At 61.1% G+C, this 17,441-nt stretch carries 12 protein-coding genes, 1 tRNA gene and 2 pseudogenes; 4 read left to right on the plus strand and 11 right to left on the minus strand.

Features of this window, described 5'->3' with window-relative positions; genetic code table 11:
* Positions 1-7 precede the first annotated feature (7 nt).
* Together pfkB and ptsP are read right to left on the minus strand one after the other, a co-directional pair.
* Complete coding sequence (gene pfkB, locus PMI25_RS21240) at positions 8-949, minus strand: 1-phosphofructokinase (protein ID WP_007965685.1); 942 nt, start codon at positions 947-949, stop codon at positions 8-10.
* Positions 949-3,810, minus strand: coding sequence for a phosphoenolpyruvate--protein phosphotransferase (ptsP, locus tag PMI25_RS21245; protein WP_007965686.1), 2,862 nt, complete (start codon positions 3,808-3,810; stop codon positions 949-951). The genes pfkB and ptsP overlap by 1 nt, the downstream gene beginning before the upstream one ends.
* 306 nt (positions 3,811-4,116) lie before the next feature.
* Here ptsP and cra point away from each other — a divergent pair, with 306 nt between their 5' ends.
* Together cra and PMI25_RS21255 are read left to right on the plus strand one after the other, a co-directional pair.
* Positions 4,117-5,112, plus strand: coding sequence for a catabolite repressor/activator (gene cra / locus PMI25_RS21250; protein WP_007965689.1), 996 nt, complete (start codon positions 4,117-4,119; stop codon positions 5,110-5,112).
* Between the two features lie 3 nt (positions 5,113-5,115).
* The gene (locus tag PMI25_RS21255; protein ID WP_007965690.1) at positions 5,116-5,892 is read left to right on the plus strand and encodes a TatD family hydrolase; all 777 of its coding nucleotides are present in this window, start codon (positions 5,116-5,118) and stop codon (positions 5,890-5,892) included.
* On the opposite strand, the gene PMI25_RS21260 is transcribed toward PMI25_RS21255, so the two are convergent.
* From PMI25_RS21260 to PMI25_RS21280, 6 genes and pseudogenes are all read right to left on the minus strand, one after another.
* Positions 5,893-6,282, minus strand: a complete 390-nt coding sequence (locus PMI25_RS21260; protein ID WP_007965692.1) for a hypothetical protein — start codon at positions 6,280-6,282, stop codon at positions 5,893-5,895.
* Between the two features lie 293 nt (positions 6,283-6,575).
* Positions 6,576-7,148: pseudogene (locus tag PMI25_RS30000) on the minus strand (methyl-accepting chemotaxis protein); the annotation flags it as partial.
* 333 nt (positions 7,149-7,481) lie between these two features.
* Positions 7,482-8,573: pseudogene (locus tag PMI25_RS30005) on the minus strand (methyl-accepting chemotaxis protein); the annotation flags it as partial.
* Positions 8,574-8,894: 321 nt separating this feature from the next.
* Positions 8,895-9,734 carry a regulatory signaling modulator protein AmpE gene (gene ampE, locus PMI25_RS21270; protein WP_007965695.1) on the minus strand — a complete coding sequence of 280 codons (840 nt, stop codon included), beginning with the start codon at positions 9,732-9,734 and terminating at the stop codon, positions 8,895-8,897.
* Positions 9,731-10,291, minus strand: coding sequence for a 1,6-anhydro-N-acetylmuramyl-L-alanine amidase AmpD (gene ampD, locus PMI25_RS21275; protein ID WP_003221563.1), 561 nt, complete (start codon positions 10,289-10,291; stop codon positions 9,731-9,733). Before ampD ends, ampE begins: the two co-directional genes overlap by 4 nt.
* 64 nt (positions 10,292-10,355) lie before the next feature.
* Positions 10,356-12,542 carry a DUF1631 domain-containing protein gene (locus tag PMI25_RS21280; RefSeq protein ID WP_007965698.1) on the minus strand — a complete coding sequence of 729 codons (2,187 nt, stop codon included), beginning with the start codon at positions 12,540-12,542 and terminating at the stop codon, positions 10,356-10,358.
* A gap of 370 nt (positions 12,543-12,912) precedes the next feature.
* Here PMI25_RS21280 and nadC point away from each other — a divergent pair, with 370 nt between their 5' ends.
* On the plus strand, positions 12,913-13,761 hold the full coding sequence (gene nadC / locus PMI25_RS21285; RefSeq protein ID WP_024164484.1) for a carboxylating nicotinate-nucleotide diphosphorylase: 849 nt from the start codon (positions 12,913-12,915) through the stop codon (positions 13,759-13,761).
* Positions 13,762-13,812: 51 nt separating this feature from the next.
* Here the strand turns inward: nadC and PMI25_RS21290 are convergent, their stop codons facing one another.
* Positions 13,813-14,112, minus strand: coding sequence for a DUF6388 family protein (locus PMI25_RS21290; protein ID WP_007961446.1), 300 nt, complete (start codon positions 14,110-14,112; stop codon positions 13,813-13,815).
* 276 nt (positions 14,113-14,388) lie between these two features.
* Between PMI25_RS21290 and PMI25_RS21295 the strand changes: the two genes are divergently transcribed.
* Complete coding sequence (locus PMI25_RS21295) at positions 14,389-14,883, plus strand: hypothetical protein (protein WP_007961445.1); 495 nt, start codon at positions 14,389-14,391, stop codon at positions 14,881-14,883.
* 6 nt (positions 14,884-14,889) lie between these two features.
* Here the strand turns inward: PMI25_RS21295 and PMI25_RS21300 are convergent.
* Both PMI25_RS21300 and pnp read right to left on the minus strand, forming a co-directional pair.
* Positions 14,890-14,965, minus strand: a tRNA-Thr gene (locus PMI25_RS21300).
* 257 nt (positions 14,966-15,222) lie between these two features.
* Positions 15,223-17,328, minus strand: a complete 2,106-nt coding sequence (gene pnp / locus PMI25_RS21305; protein ID WP_007961443.1) for a polyribonucleotide nucleotidyltransferase — start codon at positions 17,326-17,328, stop codon at positions 15,223-15,225.
* Positions 17,329-17,441: the final 113 nt, after the last annotated feature.

Raw genomic sequence — 17,441 nt, forward strand, 5'->3', positions numbered from 1 at the left:
AACCCTCTTATTGTTCTGTCAGGGGACGCACGCGTACGCCCTGTTCGTGCTGCGCCAGTTGCGCCGCATCGTTGATGCCGAAACCGATCTGCGTCACCGCCATCGCAGCAATCGCCGTGGCCGTGCGCAGGGTCTGCTCAGGCGTATCGGCACTGAGCAGGCCGTGGAGCATGCCGGCCAGCAGCGAATCACCGGCCCCTACCGTACTGGCGACCGTCACCTTCGGCGGCGTGGCATGCAGCGCCGAGCCGACGCTGAACCAGTTCACACCGTCGGCACCGTGGGAGATCACTACGTGCTCGATACCCTTAGCGTGCAGGCACGCCGCAGCCTGGGCTTCGGCGGCGTGCGAAACCACATCGCAATCGAGCGCATCGGCGAGTTCTTCAGTATTCGGCTTGATCAGCCACGGACGCCCTTCAATGGCCGCGCGCAAAGCTTCGCCACTGCTGTCGAGGGCGACTTTCAGGCCGAGACCGTTCAGGCGTTCGATCAACTCACGCAACCACTGCGCGCTGACGCCACGCGGCAGACTGCCGGCGACCACCACCGCGTCATGCCCCGGAGCGATCTGCAGCAGACGCTCAAGCAACGCCTGCTGCGCCGTCGCGTCGACCACCGGCCCCGGGCCGTTGATGTCGGTGATGCGCCCGTCGCGCTCGGCGACCTTGATGTTGCTGCGCGTCTCCCCCGGCACGCGAATGAACGCATCGACAAAGCCGCGCTTGGCGAACAAGGTTTCGAAGGCTTGCAGATTGTCTTCGCCGAGAAAGCCGCTGACCGTCAGTTGATGCCCGAGGTCTGCGAGTACCTGGGCGACGTTCACGCCCTTGCCAGCGGCGTGGGTGTGCATCTCGTCGCTGCGGTTGACCTGACCGGCCTCCAGGCGTGGCAGCTCGACTGTTAGGTCCAGCGCCGGGTTGAGGGTCAGGGTAAGAATCTTGGCCATTACAGGGCCTCCACTAATGCACGCACTTCGTTCGCGCTGCCCACGGTGAGGGCTTGTTGAGCAAGGGTTTGCGCCTGGGTCAGGCTGAGTTCGCGGATACGCGCCTTGACCTCGGCGATGCTGCGCCCGGACACGCTCAGCTCATCGACGCCAAGGCCGACCAGCACCGGCACCGCCAGCGGATCGGCCGCCAGCTCGCCGCACACACCGACCCATTTGCCATGGGCATGCGCGGCGCGCACGGTGATGTCGATCAGTTGCAGCACCGCCGGGTGCAGGCCGTCAGCCTGGGCCGAAAGCGTCGGGTGACCACGGTCGATGGCCAAGGTGTATTGGGTCAGATCGTTAGTGCCGACGCTAAAGAAATCGACTTCTTTCGCCAGCACCGGCGCCAGCAAAGCAGCGGACGGTACTTCGATCATGATCCCCAGTTGCAGATCAGCGACCGGGATTTCCACGCGCAGGCGCTCGGTCATGTCGCGGGCCTGCCGCCACTCTTCAACGCTGCCGACCATCGGGAACATGATGCGCAGCGGACGGTTGTCCGCCGAACGCAGCAAGGCGCGCAACTGCGCTTCCATGATCTGCGGACGCTGCAAGGTCAGGCGAATGCCGCGCACGCCGAGGAACGGGTTTTCTTCCTTGGCGATCGGCCAATACGGCAGCGGTTTGTCGCCGCCGACATCAAGGGTGCGCACTACCAGCGGCCGTCCGGCGAGGCCATCGAGGACGCGGCGGTATTCAGCTTCCTGAGTGGCTTCGTCCGGCGCCTGCGGGTGGGCCATGAAAATCAGTTCGGTGCGCAGCAGACCAATGCCTTCGGCGCCCTGCTCCACTGCGCTGGCGACACCGGCGCTTTCACCGATGTTGGCGAACACTTCCACGGCGTGGCCGTCGGTGGTGTGTGCCGGTTGATGACGCTGTTCGGCGGCGGCCTTGAGGCGCTGCTCGCGGGTGTCACGTTCTTCGGCGGCGCGTTGCAGGGTCGCGGCATCGGCGTCGACGTGCAGGCGACCGCGCTGGCCGTCGAGCAGCAACGGCGTGCCCGGTTCCAGCAGCAACACCGCTGCACCCGCACCGACCAGCGCCGGAATTCCGAGAGCACGGGCGACGATTGCACTGTGCGCGGTGGCGCCGCCACGAGCGGTGAGAATCCCCGCTACCCGCGCCGGATCGAGCCGCGCCACGTCCGACGGGCCGACCTCGTCCATCACCAGAATGTACGGCTGCTCCGGCTCGTTCGGCGTTTGCACGCCGCAGAGTTGCGCCAGCACCCGGCGACCGATGTCACGCAGGTCCGCCGCCCGCTCAGCGAGCAACGCGTCCTGCAACGATTCCTGTTGTCTGGCTGCCGCTTCGATCACCGCCATCCACGCCGCTTCGGCGCTTTCGCCTTGCTTGAGGCGGGTGTCGACTTCGTCGGTGAGTTCCGGGTCGTCGAGCATTTCCTGGTGGGTGATAAAGATCTCGCGGATGGCCTTGGCCTTGCTGCGTTCGATCAGGCCCTGAATGTCACTGCGCACATCGCTCAGCGCTTGCTTGAGACGTTCGCGCTCGATGGCGGCGGACTCACCGCGCAACGGGTAATCGATAGCCTGCTGCACCTGAATGTGCGCCGGGCCGATGGCAATACCCGGCGCGGCAGGGATCGCCTGCAACTGCGCGCCGGACGCCGGCGCGATCAGCACCTCTGCAATATCGGTGATGACTTCGCGTTGCTGACTCACGGCCGGCAGCGGTTCGACTTCTTCGCCGAGGCCTTCTTCGATGGCCGCCAGCAGCGCCGGTAAAGCATCGGCAGCGATGCTCGGTTCGGCGATCAACTCCAGCACCTGACCACGACGCGCGCCGAGGCTCAGCAGTTTGCTCAGGCTTTTCACCGACACGGCGCTGTCCGCGCTGTCGACGATGCGCACGCGGATTTCGCCGTCAAAACTCTTCGCCAGTTGCGCAAGGATCTTCGCCGGACGTGCGTGCAGACCGTGGGCGTTGGCCAGGGCAATACGCGCGCTCGGCCAGTCGGCGGGCAGTTCGCCGCCGAGCACTTCGAGGACTTTGCGGCTGCTGGTGGCGCGGCCCAGTTCATGGCCGCGCCCTTCGATGAGCAACGCACACAGACGCTCAAGCAGCGCCTGATGCGCCTCACCCAAACTGGCCAGACAAAACAGACCACTCAGTGGCTGGCCGAGGTAACGCATCGGTTTGTCCGGGGTGACGAACGCCAGGCCCGGGCGTTTCACGGTCTGCTCGCTGTGCAGCCACCAAAGGCCATCGCCCAGCGGCAGCGCTTCGACTTGCTGCAACACCCCGGCAAAACCGTTGCTCACACAATCGGCCTGCCGCAACAGACGCGCACCACGCCAGACCAGCTCTTCAAAATCATCAGCCGACACGCCGAGGCCGATCATCTGCGCATCCAGCGCCAGTTCCTGCGGCGCGCCTTGCAGCAGTTTCAGCAGCGCTTGCGGTGAGCTGGCGCGGCGCAGGGCCTGACCCAGATCGGTCTCGCCGAGAGCGCGGGTCAGCAGTTGCAGCAGACGCAGGTGTTCGTCGGATTTGGCGGCGATGCCGATCGCCAGATAAACGATCTGGCCGTCGCCCCAATCCACGCCCTCAGGAAACTGCATCAGCCGCACGCCAGTGGCGAACACCTGATCGCGGGTTTCCGGGGTGCCGTGGGGGATGGCGATACCCTGGCCGAGAAAGGTCGAGCCCTGGGCTTCCCGGGCCTGCAAACCGGCGAGGTAGCCATCGGCGACCAGACCGTCGGCCACCAGATGATTGGCGAGCAATTGCAGGGCGGCGGGTTTATCCACAGCCGATTGGCCCATGGATATCTGCTCTATAGTGAGCTCGAGCATGCGATCTCCTTTTTGGCACATGGATGCGCCAGGATATTGTTTTGAATGGTCACAGCTTAGGCGCTGGGCAGCCTGCTTTTCAGCGGCAGTTTTGGCGGTTTCACGGCAGAACCGGCCAAAGGCGTCTAAAACGTAGAAAATACGCTTGCTGAAACGTTTAATCTAGATTGATCGGCACGTTACTCGATAATGTCTCATTCTTGAAGTCCAACTTGTCGGATGCGCTGCGACAATAGTCGTCTGCCCGAATCGGGTAGGATTGGCGAAAATGTCGCGGCAAGCTCGAAAAAACAAGGAAATCCCGGGTTGAAACTCAGTGATATCGCGCGGTTGGCCGGAGTGTCCGTGACCACCGCCAGCTACGTCATCAACGGCAAGGCCGAACAGCAACGCATCAGCAACGCCACGGTGGAGCGGGTGCGTGCGGTCGTCGAACAGCACGGCTTCACGCCCAACCCGCAGGCGGCCGGGTTGCGCAGTCGGCACACACGCACGTTGGGCTTTATTCTGCCGGATCTGGAAAACCCCAGTTACGCGCGAATCGCCAAACTGCTGGAGCAAGGTGCGCGAGCGCGTGGCTATCAGTTACTGATCGCCAGCTCCGACGATGCGCCGGACAGCGAACGCCAGTTGCTGCAACTGTTCAAGGCGCGCCGCTGCGACGCGCTGATCGTCGCCAGTTGCCTGCCGGCCGCTGACGACAGCTATCGCCAGTTGCAGGCCAAGGGCTTGCCGATCATCGCCATCGACCGGGTCATGGAACCCGAGCACTTCTGCTCGGTGATCAGTGACGACCGCGAGGCCAGCCAGCACCTGACCCAGAGCCTGCTCAATCCACAGCCGAAACAGATCGTGCTGCTCGGCGCGCGTCCGGAGCTGAGCATCAGTCAGGAACGTGCTGCCGGCTTCAAACAAGCGCTGGCCGACTTCAAAGGCGAAGTGCTGATCGAGCACGCCGAGTCCTTCAGCCGTGAATGCGGCAAGCAACTGATGGAAGAACTCCTGCAACGCCTGGGGCATTTGCCGGATGCGCTGGTGACCACGTCCTACGTGCTGTTGCAGGGCGTGTTCGATGCGCTGCATGACTTCCCGCTCAAATCCCGTCCGCTGCGCCTGGGCACCTTTGGTGACACGCAGTTGCTGGACTTTCTGCCGCTGCCGGTCAACGCCATGGCCCAGCAGCACCAGTTGATCGCCGACAAGGCCCTGGAGCTGGCGCTGGCTGCGGTTGAGCAATCCGAATACAAGCCTGGCGTGCAGGCCATCGCGCGGACCTTCAAGCAGCGTATTCACCGGGACTGAGCCGTGGAGCTGATCGACAGCCACACCCACCTCGACTTCCCCGACTTCGACGCCGATCGCTCAGCGTTGCTCGCCGAAAGCCGCGCCCTCGGGGTGCGGCGGATGGTGGTGCTGGGAGTGTATGAAGGTAATTGGCAGCGGGTGTGGGATCTGGTGCAGAGCGATGCGGATCTGTACGCAGTATTTGGTCTGCACCCGGTGTACCTCGATCAGCATCAACCCGAAGACCTGCGCGCACTCGGCGACTGGCTGACGCGGCTGCGCGGCCATCGGCAACTGTGTGCGGTGGGCGAGATCGGTCTGGATTACTTCATCGAAACCCTCGACCGCGAACGCCAGCAGGCGCTGTTCGAGGCCCAACTGCAACTGGCGGCAGATTTCGAACTGCCGGCGCTGATCCACGTGCGCCGCAGCCACGCGGCGGTGATCGCCACACTCAAGCGCTTCAAGCTCAAACGCGCCGGCATCATCCACGCCTTCGCTGGCAGCCGCGAAGAGGCCCGCGAATACATCAAGCTCGGTTTCAAATTAGGTCTGGGCGGCGCGCCGACCTGGCCGCAGGCGTTGCGCATGCATCGGGTGCTGGCGGAGTTGCCACTGGAGTCGATCGTGCTGGAAACCGACTCCCCGGACATGGCGCCGGCGATGTTTCCCGGAGTACGCAATACCCCGGCGCACTTGCCGGCGATCTGTGCGGCGCTCGCCGAGTTGATGAATATCAGTGCAGAACGACTGGCCGCCGCCAGCACCGCCAACAGCTGCGAAGTGTTCGGTTGGTAATCAGTCGCCGTGGGCCTTGGCCGCCTCGAGGATCAGAGTCATGTGCTGACGTTGACGGACAAAGCGTGCCAGTGCGAAGTAGATAAAAATCACGATCAACGACGCATTCAACTGTTCAGTCACGCTGAGCAGGCCGATCCATTCCATGACCAACGCCACCAGCAGCGCAGTGCACACGGTGACCGATGCGCTGAAGCGCAACAATCCCAGTGAATCGAGGGATTTTAAGCGTTTGATCTGTCTGGGGCAGCGCAACTCCAGCGCTTTCTGGCAGTGTGCGCAGGTGAACGGTTCGTTGATTGCGATGGCGTTGAGTTGCCAGGGTTTGAGTACCTGTAGGGTCTGGCAATGAGCACAACGGCCCTGGATTCCCAGGGTTGCAACGGACATGAGCGGCCTCCTCGACGCAATCAGCGGAACTCGGATACTGGCTCATTAATGACGAAAAGCCAGCCGCCGGAAGAAAACAGGAATTGGCTTACAAGCGTAAGTATCAATGCATTACAAAATGTTCTGATATTTCCACGCCCCTCTGCAGGATCGAAGCCTGTGGTGAGGGGATTTATCCCCGATGGGCTGCGCAGCAGTCCCTCATCACTGACTGGGTATTGGGGACGCTTCGCGTCCCATCGGGGATAAATCCCCTCGCCACAGGTTTCTGAAAAGGGGTGGCGCGGCCGGCTTCAGACGCGGAACGCGCTGATCAGTTGCTTGAGTTCCACCACCTGCGCTGACAGTGCCCGGCTGGCGTCCTCCGTCTGGTGCGCCCCTTGGGCCGTGCGCTCGCCAGCGCGGTTGATCTCGACGATGTTCTGGTCGATGTCATGGGCCACGGCGGTCTGCTGCTCCACGGCGGCGGCGATCTGCTGGTTCTGATCGACGATCATGCCGACCGCGCCGAGGATGTTTTCCAGCGCCTGCTGGACCTTTTCCGACTGCCCGACCGTGCCGTTGGCCATCTGATGGCTGACGCCCATGGCTTTCACCGCCGCGCCGACGCCGCCATGCAGCTTGGCGATCATCTGCTCGATTTCTTCGGTCGATTGCTGGGTGCGCTTGGCCAACGTTCGCACTTCGTCCGCCACCACCGCAAATCCCCGGCCCTGCTCACCGGCCCGGGCCGCTTCGATGGCGGCATTGAGCGCCAGCAGGTTGGTCTGCTCGGCAATGCTTTTGATCACTTCCAGCACGCGGCTGATCGACTGGCTGTCGCTGGCCAACTGGTTGATCACCAGCACCGATTGATCGATCTCGCTGGCCAGCGCGGCAATGCTGCCCTGCTGCGACTCCACCAGCGTGCGGCCGCTGACGGTTTCATCGTTGACGCTGTGCGCGCTGCTCACCGCTGCCGCCGCGCTGCGTGCAACTTCCAGCGAGGTCGCCGACATCTGGTTCATCGCGGTCGCCACTTGCTCGATCTGCGTACGCTGCCCGGCCACTGCCTGATTGCTTTGCGCCGAGACAGTTTCCACCTGCCCTGCCTGGCGCTCGACCTCAGCCACGGTCTGCCCGACTCGTTCGATCAGGTCGTGGATTTTCCTCACGGTGCCGTTGAACACTTCGCCCAACTCGCCCAGCTCATCGCGGCTGTTGGCCTTGAAATTGACCGTCATGTCACCGGCTGCGACCTTGTCCATCATCGCGCCCAGACGCTTGAGCGTGGTGCGGGTCGAGGCGTAGAAACCACCGTAGAGATAGAAAATCAGCACGAACACCACCGACAGCGCCACAGCCTGCAACACCATGTGCGTGCGGTTTTGCGCCAGGCGCTGTTGCAATTGGGTATCGAGGAATTTCAGCGTCGCGTCGTTGAGCTGGTAAGTCTTGTCCATCAGCCCGGTGACCTGGTCGTAGAACGCTTGCCACGGCGTATCGAGAGTCTCGGCCACCACGACTTTCTCTTCGAACAGTTCGCTGGCCTGTTTGAGCGAGGTTTTGCTGCTGTCGGCCTGGGCACTGAGGCCGGCGCGCGCGGCCTGGCTGGAGTCGAGGGCGTCGGTCAGTTTCAGCGCGTATTCGGCCTGGAGTTTTTCGATCTGCGCCAGCAACTCGTCAAACCGGGTACTCGACGAGCTGTTCAAAAAACCTTGGCCCAGTGAATAAGCACCAATGGCCCGGCCCTCGCCGAGGGTCTGGGTCACCGCAGGGGTGATGTTGGTGAGCAGTTCGCTGAGCTGGCGGATGTCGCTCTGGTTGTCGCGGCTCAGGCCGGCCTGACTGGCGATAATCTGACTGAAAATCTGCGCGTTGCCGAGCAGTTTGCCGATCATCCCGCTTTTGCTTTGCAGGGAGCTTTCCGCTTGCTGGGCCTTGAACGCGCTTATCATTTCGTCGCGTTTGCCGTCGAACAACTTGATCTGCTCGGGATCGTCGGTCATAGCCTGCAGACCTTGCAGACGGGCCAATACGGCTTGTTCCAGGGTGCTGATCTGCGCTTCGAGGTTGTCGGCCTTGCCGGACTGCCCGAGGACCACGTTGATCTGCACCCGATTGTTCAGGGTTTCCAGATCCCGGCGCAGGGTCAGGCTGCTGCCCAGCAGGTCGAGGCTCTGCAATTCGACCCGGGTGCCCTGGAATTCGCGATAGGAATCGCGCACCAGATAGAAATTGGTCACCAGCATCGGTACCAGGAACAGCACGCTGATCAGGCTGAACTTCATGCCGAAGCTCAGACGGTTCATCAGCGAGACGGCGGGATAGAGCAAGCTCTTCACTGGAGGTCTCCCTTGGCTTTTCTTGTTTTTATTGGCAGGCGCGGGGCGACAGCAGATAGCCACTATCGGGCGCTGTCTCTGTATAGCTCAAATCGGGGGGAGGTTTTGTAACTTAAGGTTAACGACTATCTGGGGCAGATCGCTCACCCTGTGGCGAGGGAGCTTGCTCCCGCTCGGCTGCGCAGCAGACGCAAATCGCTTGGACGCGTCGTTTATGATGAACAGCGAGGGCGGCTTCGCCACCCAGCGGGAGCAAGCTCCCTCGCCACAATGAATTTTACCGAGGGTTCAATGGATCAGCACTGTCCACAAGGCAAACCCGGCATACCACAACACCGCCGCGCGCAGCAGCAGTTCCCACAGGCAATCGAGGGTGTTGATGCCTTCAGGCCCGACCACTGGCGGCGGGATCTCACCCGCTGCCAGCCCGACCTTGTTGATCAGCTGCGCGGCGCTGATGTTCCAGTTCAGCAGCTCATGCAACATCACCCGGCTGACCGCAACGAAGTTGCCGACCAGCGCAAGGCTGGCAGCCAGCAGGCGCACCGGTAACCAGTCAAAGGCGTGACGTAACTGGCCGGCGCGTTCGGCGAGCGCCGGGTTCTGGCTGTTTTCTTCGGCCAATGCGAGCAAACGATAAGCCAGCGCCGCGACCGGACCGAGCACGAAGTACCAGAAGATCACCGCGAAGAAGCTCTGATAGGCCTGCCACAACAGGTGTCCTTGGACCCGATCCAGCAATTGCTCACCACTGTCGGCGCAGATATCCAGATCACGCTTGGCCACATGCGCGGCCGCTTGCAGGTCTTCACGGCGCCAGGCGTCACGAAACGGCCCGAGGCCACCGAGCAGATCACCGCGCCCCAAGGCGTAAATCACCACCAGCAAGTGCACCGGCAAGGCCAGCAAGCCGTACGCGACGGGTTCCAGTACCACCAGCAACAAGCCGAGCAGTGCCACCGGCAGCAACACCAGAATCGTCAGCACCAGCCATGGTCGCTGGGCCAGGCGCTCGCTGGTTTCGAGTTTGTGCAGTTCGCGGATCCATCCGCCATCGCGTTGAACCCGATGGCGCAGGGCCGAGAATTTCTCGATCCAGACCGCCAGCAGTAACACCAGAAAACTCATTGTCCTTCCTCTTGTGCCAGGGCTGCGCGGTAACGCGCCCAGTCGAATGCCGGGCCAGGATCGGTCTTGCGCCCGGGTGCGATGTCGCTGTGCCCGCAGATACGGGCGCCGGTGATGGCCGGAAATGCTGTTTGCAGCTGACGCGTCAGCGTGATCAGCGCCTGATATTGCGCATCGGTAAAGGGCAGATCATCGGTGCCTTCGAGCTCGATGCCCACGGAAAAATCGTTACAGGTTTCCCGGCCTTCGAACATCGACACACCAGCATGCCACGCCCGCTCAAGACAGGAGACAAACTGGGTGACGCTGCCGTCACGTTCGATCAAAAAATGCGCCGAGACGCGCAGGTCGGCAATCCCTGCAAAATAGGGATGCTCGGTGACATCCAGACGATTCTGGAAAAATTCCTGCACCTTGCCGGTGGCGAACTGCGCCGGCGGCAGGCTGATGTTGTGGATCACCAACAGGGAAATTTCGCCCGCAGGGCGTTCATTGAAGTTGGGCGATGGGCAGACCTGCACCCCGTGACACCACCCGCTAGCGGGATCCAACTGCATACCGATTCCTTCAACGCCGACTGTGTTGGCGCCCAGTATGCCGTGATCGACCCCCGGCGCGCGATCACTTGCCGCGATTGAGTCGCCGCAGGTTGCCCAGCACCGACTCCAGCGCCCGGTCGAACAGCAAGGTGTCATCCAGTGCCCGCACCGCGCCACGGCGGAACTCCAGGGCCAGATCGACGCGGCTGCGCTCCAGCACTTTCATCCCGGTGCGGTCGACAAAAACGTACTTGCCGGTGGTTTCAATGATGGCCGCCAGCTTGCAGCGCAGAACGTGCTCGTCGTCCTCCTGGAATGCGACCCAACTGCCCAGGCGCAATTGCTCCACCTGTCGCAACCCGACGTCGTCATGGGCAAGGCCAGTCGGATTCAGGCTGCCTGAGTTCTCGTCGGCGGATCGCAGGGTAATGTGCTGCGACACCTCGACCAGCGTCGCTGGGTCGGCCGGTTCCTGCCCGGCAGCAGGGTCGAGTGCCCGCACATGCAACGCTTCCAGCTCACTGAAAAACTCGCTGGTGGCAAACGGATCGAACGCTGCACTGCTCAGGCCGTCACGCAGTGACTTGAGCAGGCCCGGCACCAGTGCCAGCAAACGCAGGCCGGCGTCCGCTTCGTCATGCTGCTGCACGCTCCAGATCAGTTGTTCCATGGTCTGCACATCGGCCTGCCATTCGGCGGACTGATCGCCATGCTTGAGGCAGGTCAGCAGCAGGACTTTGCTCCACGCATCACGTACAAAGGTCACTACCGACGGCGGCAGGACTTTGCCCAACAGCGCCTGATTCAACGCTTGCTCGACGCGCTGGCGGGCCAGTTCGGTTTTCGCCCGCCCCTCTTCGGCATCGCGCAGACGCTGCTCGAGCAATTCGCTGCGCCGCCGCTCATCGCTGGTGAAGGCCAGGAAATCGGCGAGCAGCTCGGAGAAAATCGCCGGGTCGTCGACGAAATCACTCAACAGGCGCTGCACCACTTGTTCGATGCGCAGATACAGGCTGTCACGCGCTTCACCATTGCAATCGCCCCAGCCCATGGCGGCATCGGCGATTTCATTGAGCAGGCGCCGCGCCGGGTGGCTGCTGCGGCTAAAGAAGCTCTTGTCGAGTACTGCCACCTTGAGCATCGGAATCTGCAAACGGGCGATCAAAGCCTTGAGCGAATCCGGCAGATTACGGTCTTCGAGGATGCAATCGAAGACCATGGCGATCAGGTTGATCACGTCTTCATCCGCGCCGTCGACAATGCGCGATTTGCCGCTCCTCACGCTGACCCTCGTCAGCAGCTGCTCAAGCTGATTGCGCAGATCGAAATCGTCCTGCGCCGCCAGTGCCGGGACGTATTGCTGCAAGTGCGAGAGCAGGCGCAGCAGATCGCGGGTGCTGATCGGTTGCGCCGCCGCACTCGGTTCCAGGGTCGGCGCGACGCTGCCGCGCACGTGCAACAGCAGTTCCTGCAACGCGGCGAAGACTTCCTGCACGCCTTCGTCGGCGGGCGCCGGTTCGTCACTTTCTTCGCTGCTGATGCTTGCTGCCGCACGCTCGATTGCGCGGCGTGCGGGGGCCGGTTTCAACTCAGGCAACACGCCGGTGGCGACCAGCAATTGATTGGCTTCGGCATACAACTGCTCGGTATCGGCCAGCACGTAGCGTTCGAACAGTTTGAGCAGGATCAGCTTGACCTTGATCTCCACGCCCAGGTTACGTCCGGCCTGCAGAAAAAACTCGCAGAGCATCGCCGGGCCGAGCGGGTTGTGTTGGTTATCGAAATCCTTGCCCAGCAACACGTTGAGCCGCGCGGTCAGTTGATCGAGGGCAAAGCCGTCACGCTTGAGCACCCGGCCGACCATGGTTTCGACCGCCACGCTGCGCTCCATGTCATCGGTACGCGGTGCCGAATCCTCGAATATCAGCGTGCCGGGCAATGTGGGTTGCACGACTTCGTATTGAATCAGCGCGACAAAGGCCTCGAAGAATTGCTCGAGAAAACCCCGTTCGATGTTTTTGCGCTTGAGGCGCAGGTCGCGCATGGCTTCGAAAAAGATGTTCTGTTCGACGTCATTGCGCGCCCGGTCAGCCATTTCGAACAGGGTGTCGTCGGCGTTATCGAACAACTCCTGCAAACCGTGGCGCAGTTGCTGGGCAGCCTTGTCGCGAACCTGAAGCAGAATCACAGGCAGGCGGGCGAGCGGCGAGTGATTCGCCTGATCGGTAGCGGCCTTGTGCAAAGGCACTACATTCCCGTCGTTGTGCATCCAAGCCTCCTGAAACGGTGATTCCACTGGGCATTTACCGCGCAATTCCCTGTGGGAGCGAGCTTGCTCGCGAAAGCGGTGTGTCGTTCGCCAAAACTGTCACTGACAAACCGCTTTCGCGAGCAAGCCCGCTCCCACATCGGCGTCAAAGCTATGACGTCAAACCCAAGGCGGATTATCTTGCAAAACTTGTCCCCGATGCTATAGCCGTCAGGGTTTCCCCTATGTCCACGACCCCTTCCAGTGACCACAAAAAACGGCGCTTTGCTCACAGAAAATCGACCAGTTGCAGTCTGGCACGCGCGTTCTCGCCTTGGGTTGGCTCCTGCCATGCCCCTATAATCGGCGCACTTAGTTTGTGGAGCCCGTTATGCCGAATTTACGTCTCGCCGATTTGACCGCCGAAATCGAAGCCAACGTGCGCCGTGCGTTGCTCGAAGATGTCGGCAGCGGCGACATCACCGCACAACTGATCCCGGCCGAACGTCTGGCCAAAGCCACCATCATCACCCGCGACGAGGCAGTTATCTGCGGCACGGCATGGGTCGACACGGTGTTTCGCCAGCTCGATCCGCGGGTCGCGGTGCATTGGCAGGTGCGGGACGGCGAACGGGTCAAACCCAATCAGCCGCTGTTTCATCTGGAAGGCCCGGCCCGTTCGTTGCTGACTGGCGAACGCAGCGCGCTGAACTTCCTGCAACTGCTGTCCGGCGTGGCAACGCGTGCGCAGTATCTGGCGGACTTCGTGGCCCAGACCCAGGTCAAACTGCTGGATACCCGCAAGACCCTGCCGGGACTGCGTCTGGCGCAGAAATATGCGGTGACCTGCGGCGGCTGCCACAACCACCGCATCGGCCTCTACGACGCGTTCCTGATCAAGGAAAACCACATCGCCGCCAGCGGTGGCATCGCGCAGGCCGTCGCCGCCGCGCACAAGATCGCCCCGGGCAAACCGGTGGAAATCGAAGTGGAGAGCCTGGAGGAGCTGAAGGAGGCGCTGGCAGCCGGCGCCGACATCATCATGCTTGATGAACTGAGCCTGGACGACATGCGCGAAGCCGTGCGTCTGAACGGCGGCAAGGCCAAACTGGAAGCCAGCGGCGGCATCAACGAAAGCACGCTGCTGCCGATCGCCGAGACCGGGGTGGATTACATCTCGATCGGTGCGATGACCAAGGATGTGAAGGCAGTGGATCTGTCGATGCGTCTCAGCCTCTGAGACCGTCACACAATAAAAAACGCCAGCCCGGTTGAGGCTGGCGTTTTTGTTTCAGACCACCAGATTGTTCATCTCGCAGTACTCTTCCCAGTCGACACCCAATACTTCGGCCGCCTCTTTGTGCAGCTCCAGACGCTTGGCCTCGAACTCCTCCGGGGTGCTGGTGTACTTGAGCGTCAGCTCCCACGGCTGCAAGCCCTGGGCTTCGGCTTCGTCCTCGAACGCCCACTGGATCTGATCTTTCTGATCATCAGGGCTCAGGTCCTTGATCTCTTCTTTCAAGTCCGGTACGTCCAGAATGTACTTTGCCAGCGCTTGTTCGTGACGTTGCTCTTGAGTTAATTCGGTCATGGCGTTCTCGCTGATCGTAAGAATGGAGGATGGATCTGGATCATCAAGGATCTCTCTGACGCGGATTGTCCGGCCTTCGGAACCATTCGGGATCATCTGAAAACTGCTAAGCGATGCTCATGCAGGCACCGAATATAGGACGTTTGCATGACGAATTACACGGCTCTTTACATCTCTCGCACAAAAAGTTGACCTGCGGAACATAAATACGGTTTTCGAGTCATAGCGATGTGCCATAACGGCACTCACCCTCGCTGTCCACAAGGAAAAACCGTGATGCGCAGCTTTTCGAAGATTTGTACCGTTGCGTCTGCCAGTACTCTGCTCGCCGCCATGCTGTTGCCGGCCAGCGCCATGGCGCTTGAATTGAGCAACAGCAGCTCATCCTATGGCGACAAGGTTTCGCTGATTCACAATGACTACGGCAAGAATGTTGTGATCGAAAGCGATATCAGCATCGACGAACTGCAAAAGATCCGCGATACCGTCCGCGATCAGTCACGCCAGATTGAAGAACTTAAACGCAGCAGCGGTTCGAGTTCGAACTCCAGCAGCAAGGAAATCGATGACCTGAAGAGCAAGGTCAAGGATCAGGAACGGCAACTGGACACCCTCGGACGCCAGGTCGAAGACCTCAAGCGCAACAGCGGCTCGAGCTCGAATTCCGCCAGCAGCGAGATCTCCAGCCTGAAGCAGAAAATCAATGATCAGGATCGCGCCATGGACCAGCTCAAACGTACCGTCGAGGATCTGAGCCGCAAGGTGAAATAAGGGAAGTGGTGCCCGAGACAGGAATCGAACCTGCGACCTTCGCGTTACGAGTGCGCTGCTCTACCGGCTGAGCTACACGGGCGGTGGGCTAAACCTAGCACCGGTCTCGGGCGGCGGCAAATTTGAGCGTGTTTCTACTGATCATAACTTGTGGCGAGGGAGCTTGCTCCCGCTGGGTTGCGCAGCGACCCCAAGCTTTCTGAGGCTGATGTTTTTTACGGCTGCTGCGCAGCCGAGCGGGGGCAAGATCCCTCGCCACAAATGCGTTTATGGCTGACAAAAAAATGCCCCGCCGTTTTCACGGCGGGGCATTTTCATTGCGCTAAAGCTGTGGGGTGATTAAACGCCCGAAGCCTTGGCTGCTGCTACGTCTTTGATGGACAGCTTGATACGGCCGCGGTTGTCCACGTCCAGTACCAGCACTTCCACTTCCTGGCCTTCTTTCAGGATGTCGGTCACTTTCTCTACGCGAGCGTCGCTCAGCATCGAGATGTGTACCAGACCGTCCTTGCCCGGCAGGATGTTGACGAATGCGCCGAAGTCGACGATGCGCTCTACCTTGCCGACGTAGATCTTGCCGATTTCAGCTTCTGCAGTGATGCTCAGAACGCGCTGACGAGCAGCTTCTGCGGCATCCTTGGTTTCGCCGAAGATCTTGATCGAACCGTCGTCTTCGATGTCGATCGAAGCCTTGGTTTCTTCGCAGATCGCACGGATGGTCGCGCCACCTTTACCGATAACGTCACGGATCTTGTCGGTGTCGATCTTCATCGCGATCATGGTCGGAGCGTTGGCCGACAGTTCGGTACGCGACTGGCCGATGATCTGGTTCATCTGGCCGAGGATGTTCAGGCGCGCTTCCAGGGCCTGGCCCAGAGCGATTTCCATGATCTCTTCGGTGATGCCCTTGATCTTGATGTCCATCTGCAGCGCAGTAACGCCTTTGGCGGTACCGGCTACCTTGAAGTCCATGTCGCCCAGGTGGTCTTCGTCACCCAGGATGTCGGTCAGAACAGCGAACTTCTCGCCTTCCTTGACCAGACCCATGGCGATACCGGCAACCGGCGCCTTCATTGGAACACCAGCGTCCATCAGGGCCAGGGAAGCGCCGCAAACGGAAGCCATCGAGCTCGAACCGTTGGATTCGGTGATTTCCGAAACCACACGGATGGTGTACGGGAACACGTCAGCGGCCGGCAGCATGGCCGAAACCGAACGACGGGCCAGACGGCCGTGACCGATTTCACGACGACCGGCGCCACCCATGCGACCACACTCGCCCACCGAGAACGGAGGGAAGTTGTAGTGCAGCATGAACGGGTCTTTTTTCTCGCCTTCCAGGGTGTCCAGCAGCTGTGCGTCACGGGCAGTACCCAGTGTCGCGACTACCAGAGCCTGGGTTTCGCCACGGGTGAACAGCGCCGAACCGTGAGTCTTCGGCAGAACGCCGACTTCGATGTTCAGCGGACGTACGGTGCGGGTGTCGCGGCCGTCGATACGTGGCTTGCCGTTAACGATGTTTTCGCGAACGGTGCGGTATTCGATTTCGCCGAAAGCGGCTTTGACGTCAGCAGCCGAAGGTTGGCCTTCTTCGCCGGACAGCTTGGCAACGACCTGGTCTTTCAGCTCGCCCAGACGTGCGTAGCGGTCAGCCTTGACGGTGATGGTGTAAGCCTGGGAGATCGCTTCGCCGAACTCGGCACGGATCGCGCCCAGCAGTTCGGTGGCTTCTGGAGCCGGAGCCCAGGTCCAGGTTGGCTTGGCAGCTTCAGCGGCCAGTTCTTTGACGGCGTTGATCACCACCTGGAACTCGTCGTGAGCAAACAGTACCGCGCCCAGCATCTGGTCTTCGGTCAGCTCTTTGGCTTCCGATTCAACCATCAGTACGGCGTCGGAAGTACCGGCAACCACCATGTCCAGGCTCGAGGCAGCTTGCTGCTCGTAGGTCGGGTTCAGCAGGTAGCCGGTGCTTTCGTGGAAAGCAACGCGAGCGGCGCCGATCGGGCCGTCGAACGGAATGCCCGAGATGGCCAGGGCAGCCGAGGTACCGATCATCGCAGCGATGTCCGGATCGGTCTTCTTGCTGGTGGAAACGACGGTGCAGACAACCTGCACTTCGTTCATGAAGCCTTCCGGGAACAGCGGACGGATCGGACGGTCGATCAGTCGGGAAGTCAGGGTTTCTTTCTCGGAAGGACGGCCTTCACGCTTGAAGAAACCGCCAGGGATCTTACCGGCAGCGTAAGTCTTTTCCTGGTAGTGAACGGACAGAGGGAAGAAGCCCTTGCCTGGATCGGCTTGCTTGGCACCGACTACGGTCACCAATACGCTGACGTCGTCGTCAACGGTGACCAATACTGCGCCGGAGGCCTGACGGGCGATACGGCCGGTCTCGAGGGTAACGGTCGACTGACCGAACTGGAATTTTTTGATTACCGGGTTCACGGTGTCCTACCTTCTTTGTGGCTCTTGGGGGAACTGGTTTCTTGCGAAATTCTTGGGCAATGTCGGGAATCGGCCCGCTGACTGTCCGGGTAAAACGGTAGTGCAGATAAAAC

The sequence above is a fragment of the Pseudomonas sp. GM30 genome (genome assembly GCF_000282275.2).
Lineage (GTDB): Bacteria > Pseudomonadota > Gammaproteobacteria > Pseudomonadales > Pseudomonadaceae > Aquipseudomonas.

Bases quoted from the DNA above. Each gene is read 5' to 3' on its own strand.
- pfkB (WP_007965685.1), bottom strand. From the start codon at position 949: ATGGCCAAGATTCTTACCCTGACCCTCAACCCGGCGCTGGACCTAACA.
- ptsP (WP_007965686.1), bottom strand. From the start codon at position 3,810: ATGCTCGAGCTCACTATAGAGCAGATATCCATGGGCCAATCGGCTGTG.
- PMI25_RS21260 (WP_007965692.1), bottom strand. From the start codon at position 6,282: ATGTCCGTTGCAACCCTGGGAATCCAGGGCCGTTGTGCTCATTGCCAG.
- ampE (WP_007965695.1), bottom strand. From the start codon at position 9,734: ATGAGTTTTCTGGTGTTACTGCTGGCGGTCTGGATCGAGAAATTCTCG.
- ampD (WP_003221563.1), bottom strand. From the start codon at position 10,291: ATGCAGTTGGATCCCGCTAGCGGGTGGTGTCACGGGGTGCAGGTCTGC.
- PMI25_RS21280 (WP_007965698.1), bottom strand. From the start codon at position 12,542: ATGCACAACGACGGGAATGTAGTGCCTTTGCACAAGGCCGCTACCGAT.
- nadC (WP_024164484.1), top strand. From the start codon at position 12,913: ATGCCGAATTTACGTCTCGCCGATTTGACCGCCGAAATCGAAGCCAAC.
- PMI25_RS21290 (WP_007961446.1), bottom strand. From the start codon at position 14,112: ATGACCGAATTAACTCAAGAGCAACGTCACGAACAAGCGCTGGCAAAG.
- PMI25_RS21295 (WP_007961445.1), top strand. From the start codon at position 14,389: ATGCGCAGCTTTTCGAAGATTTGTACCGTTGCGTCTGCCAGTACTCTG.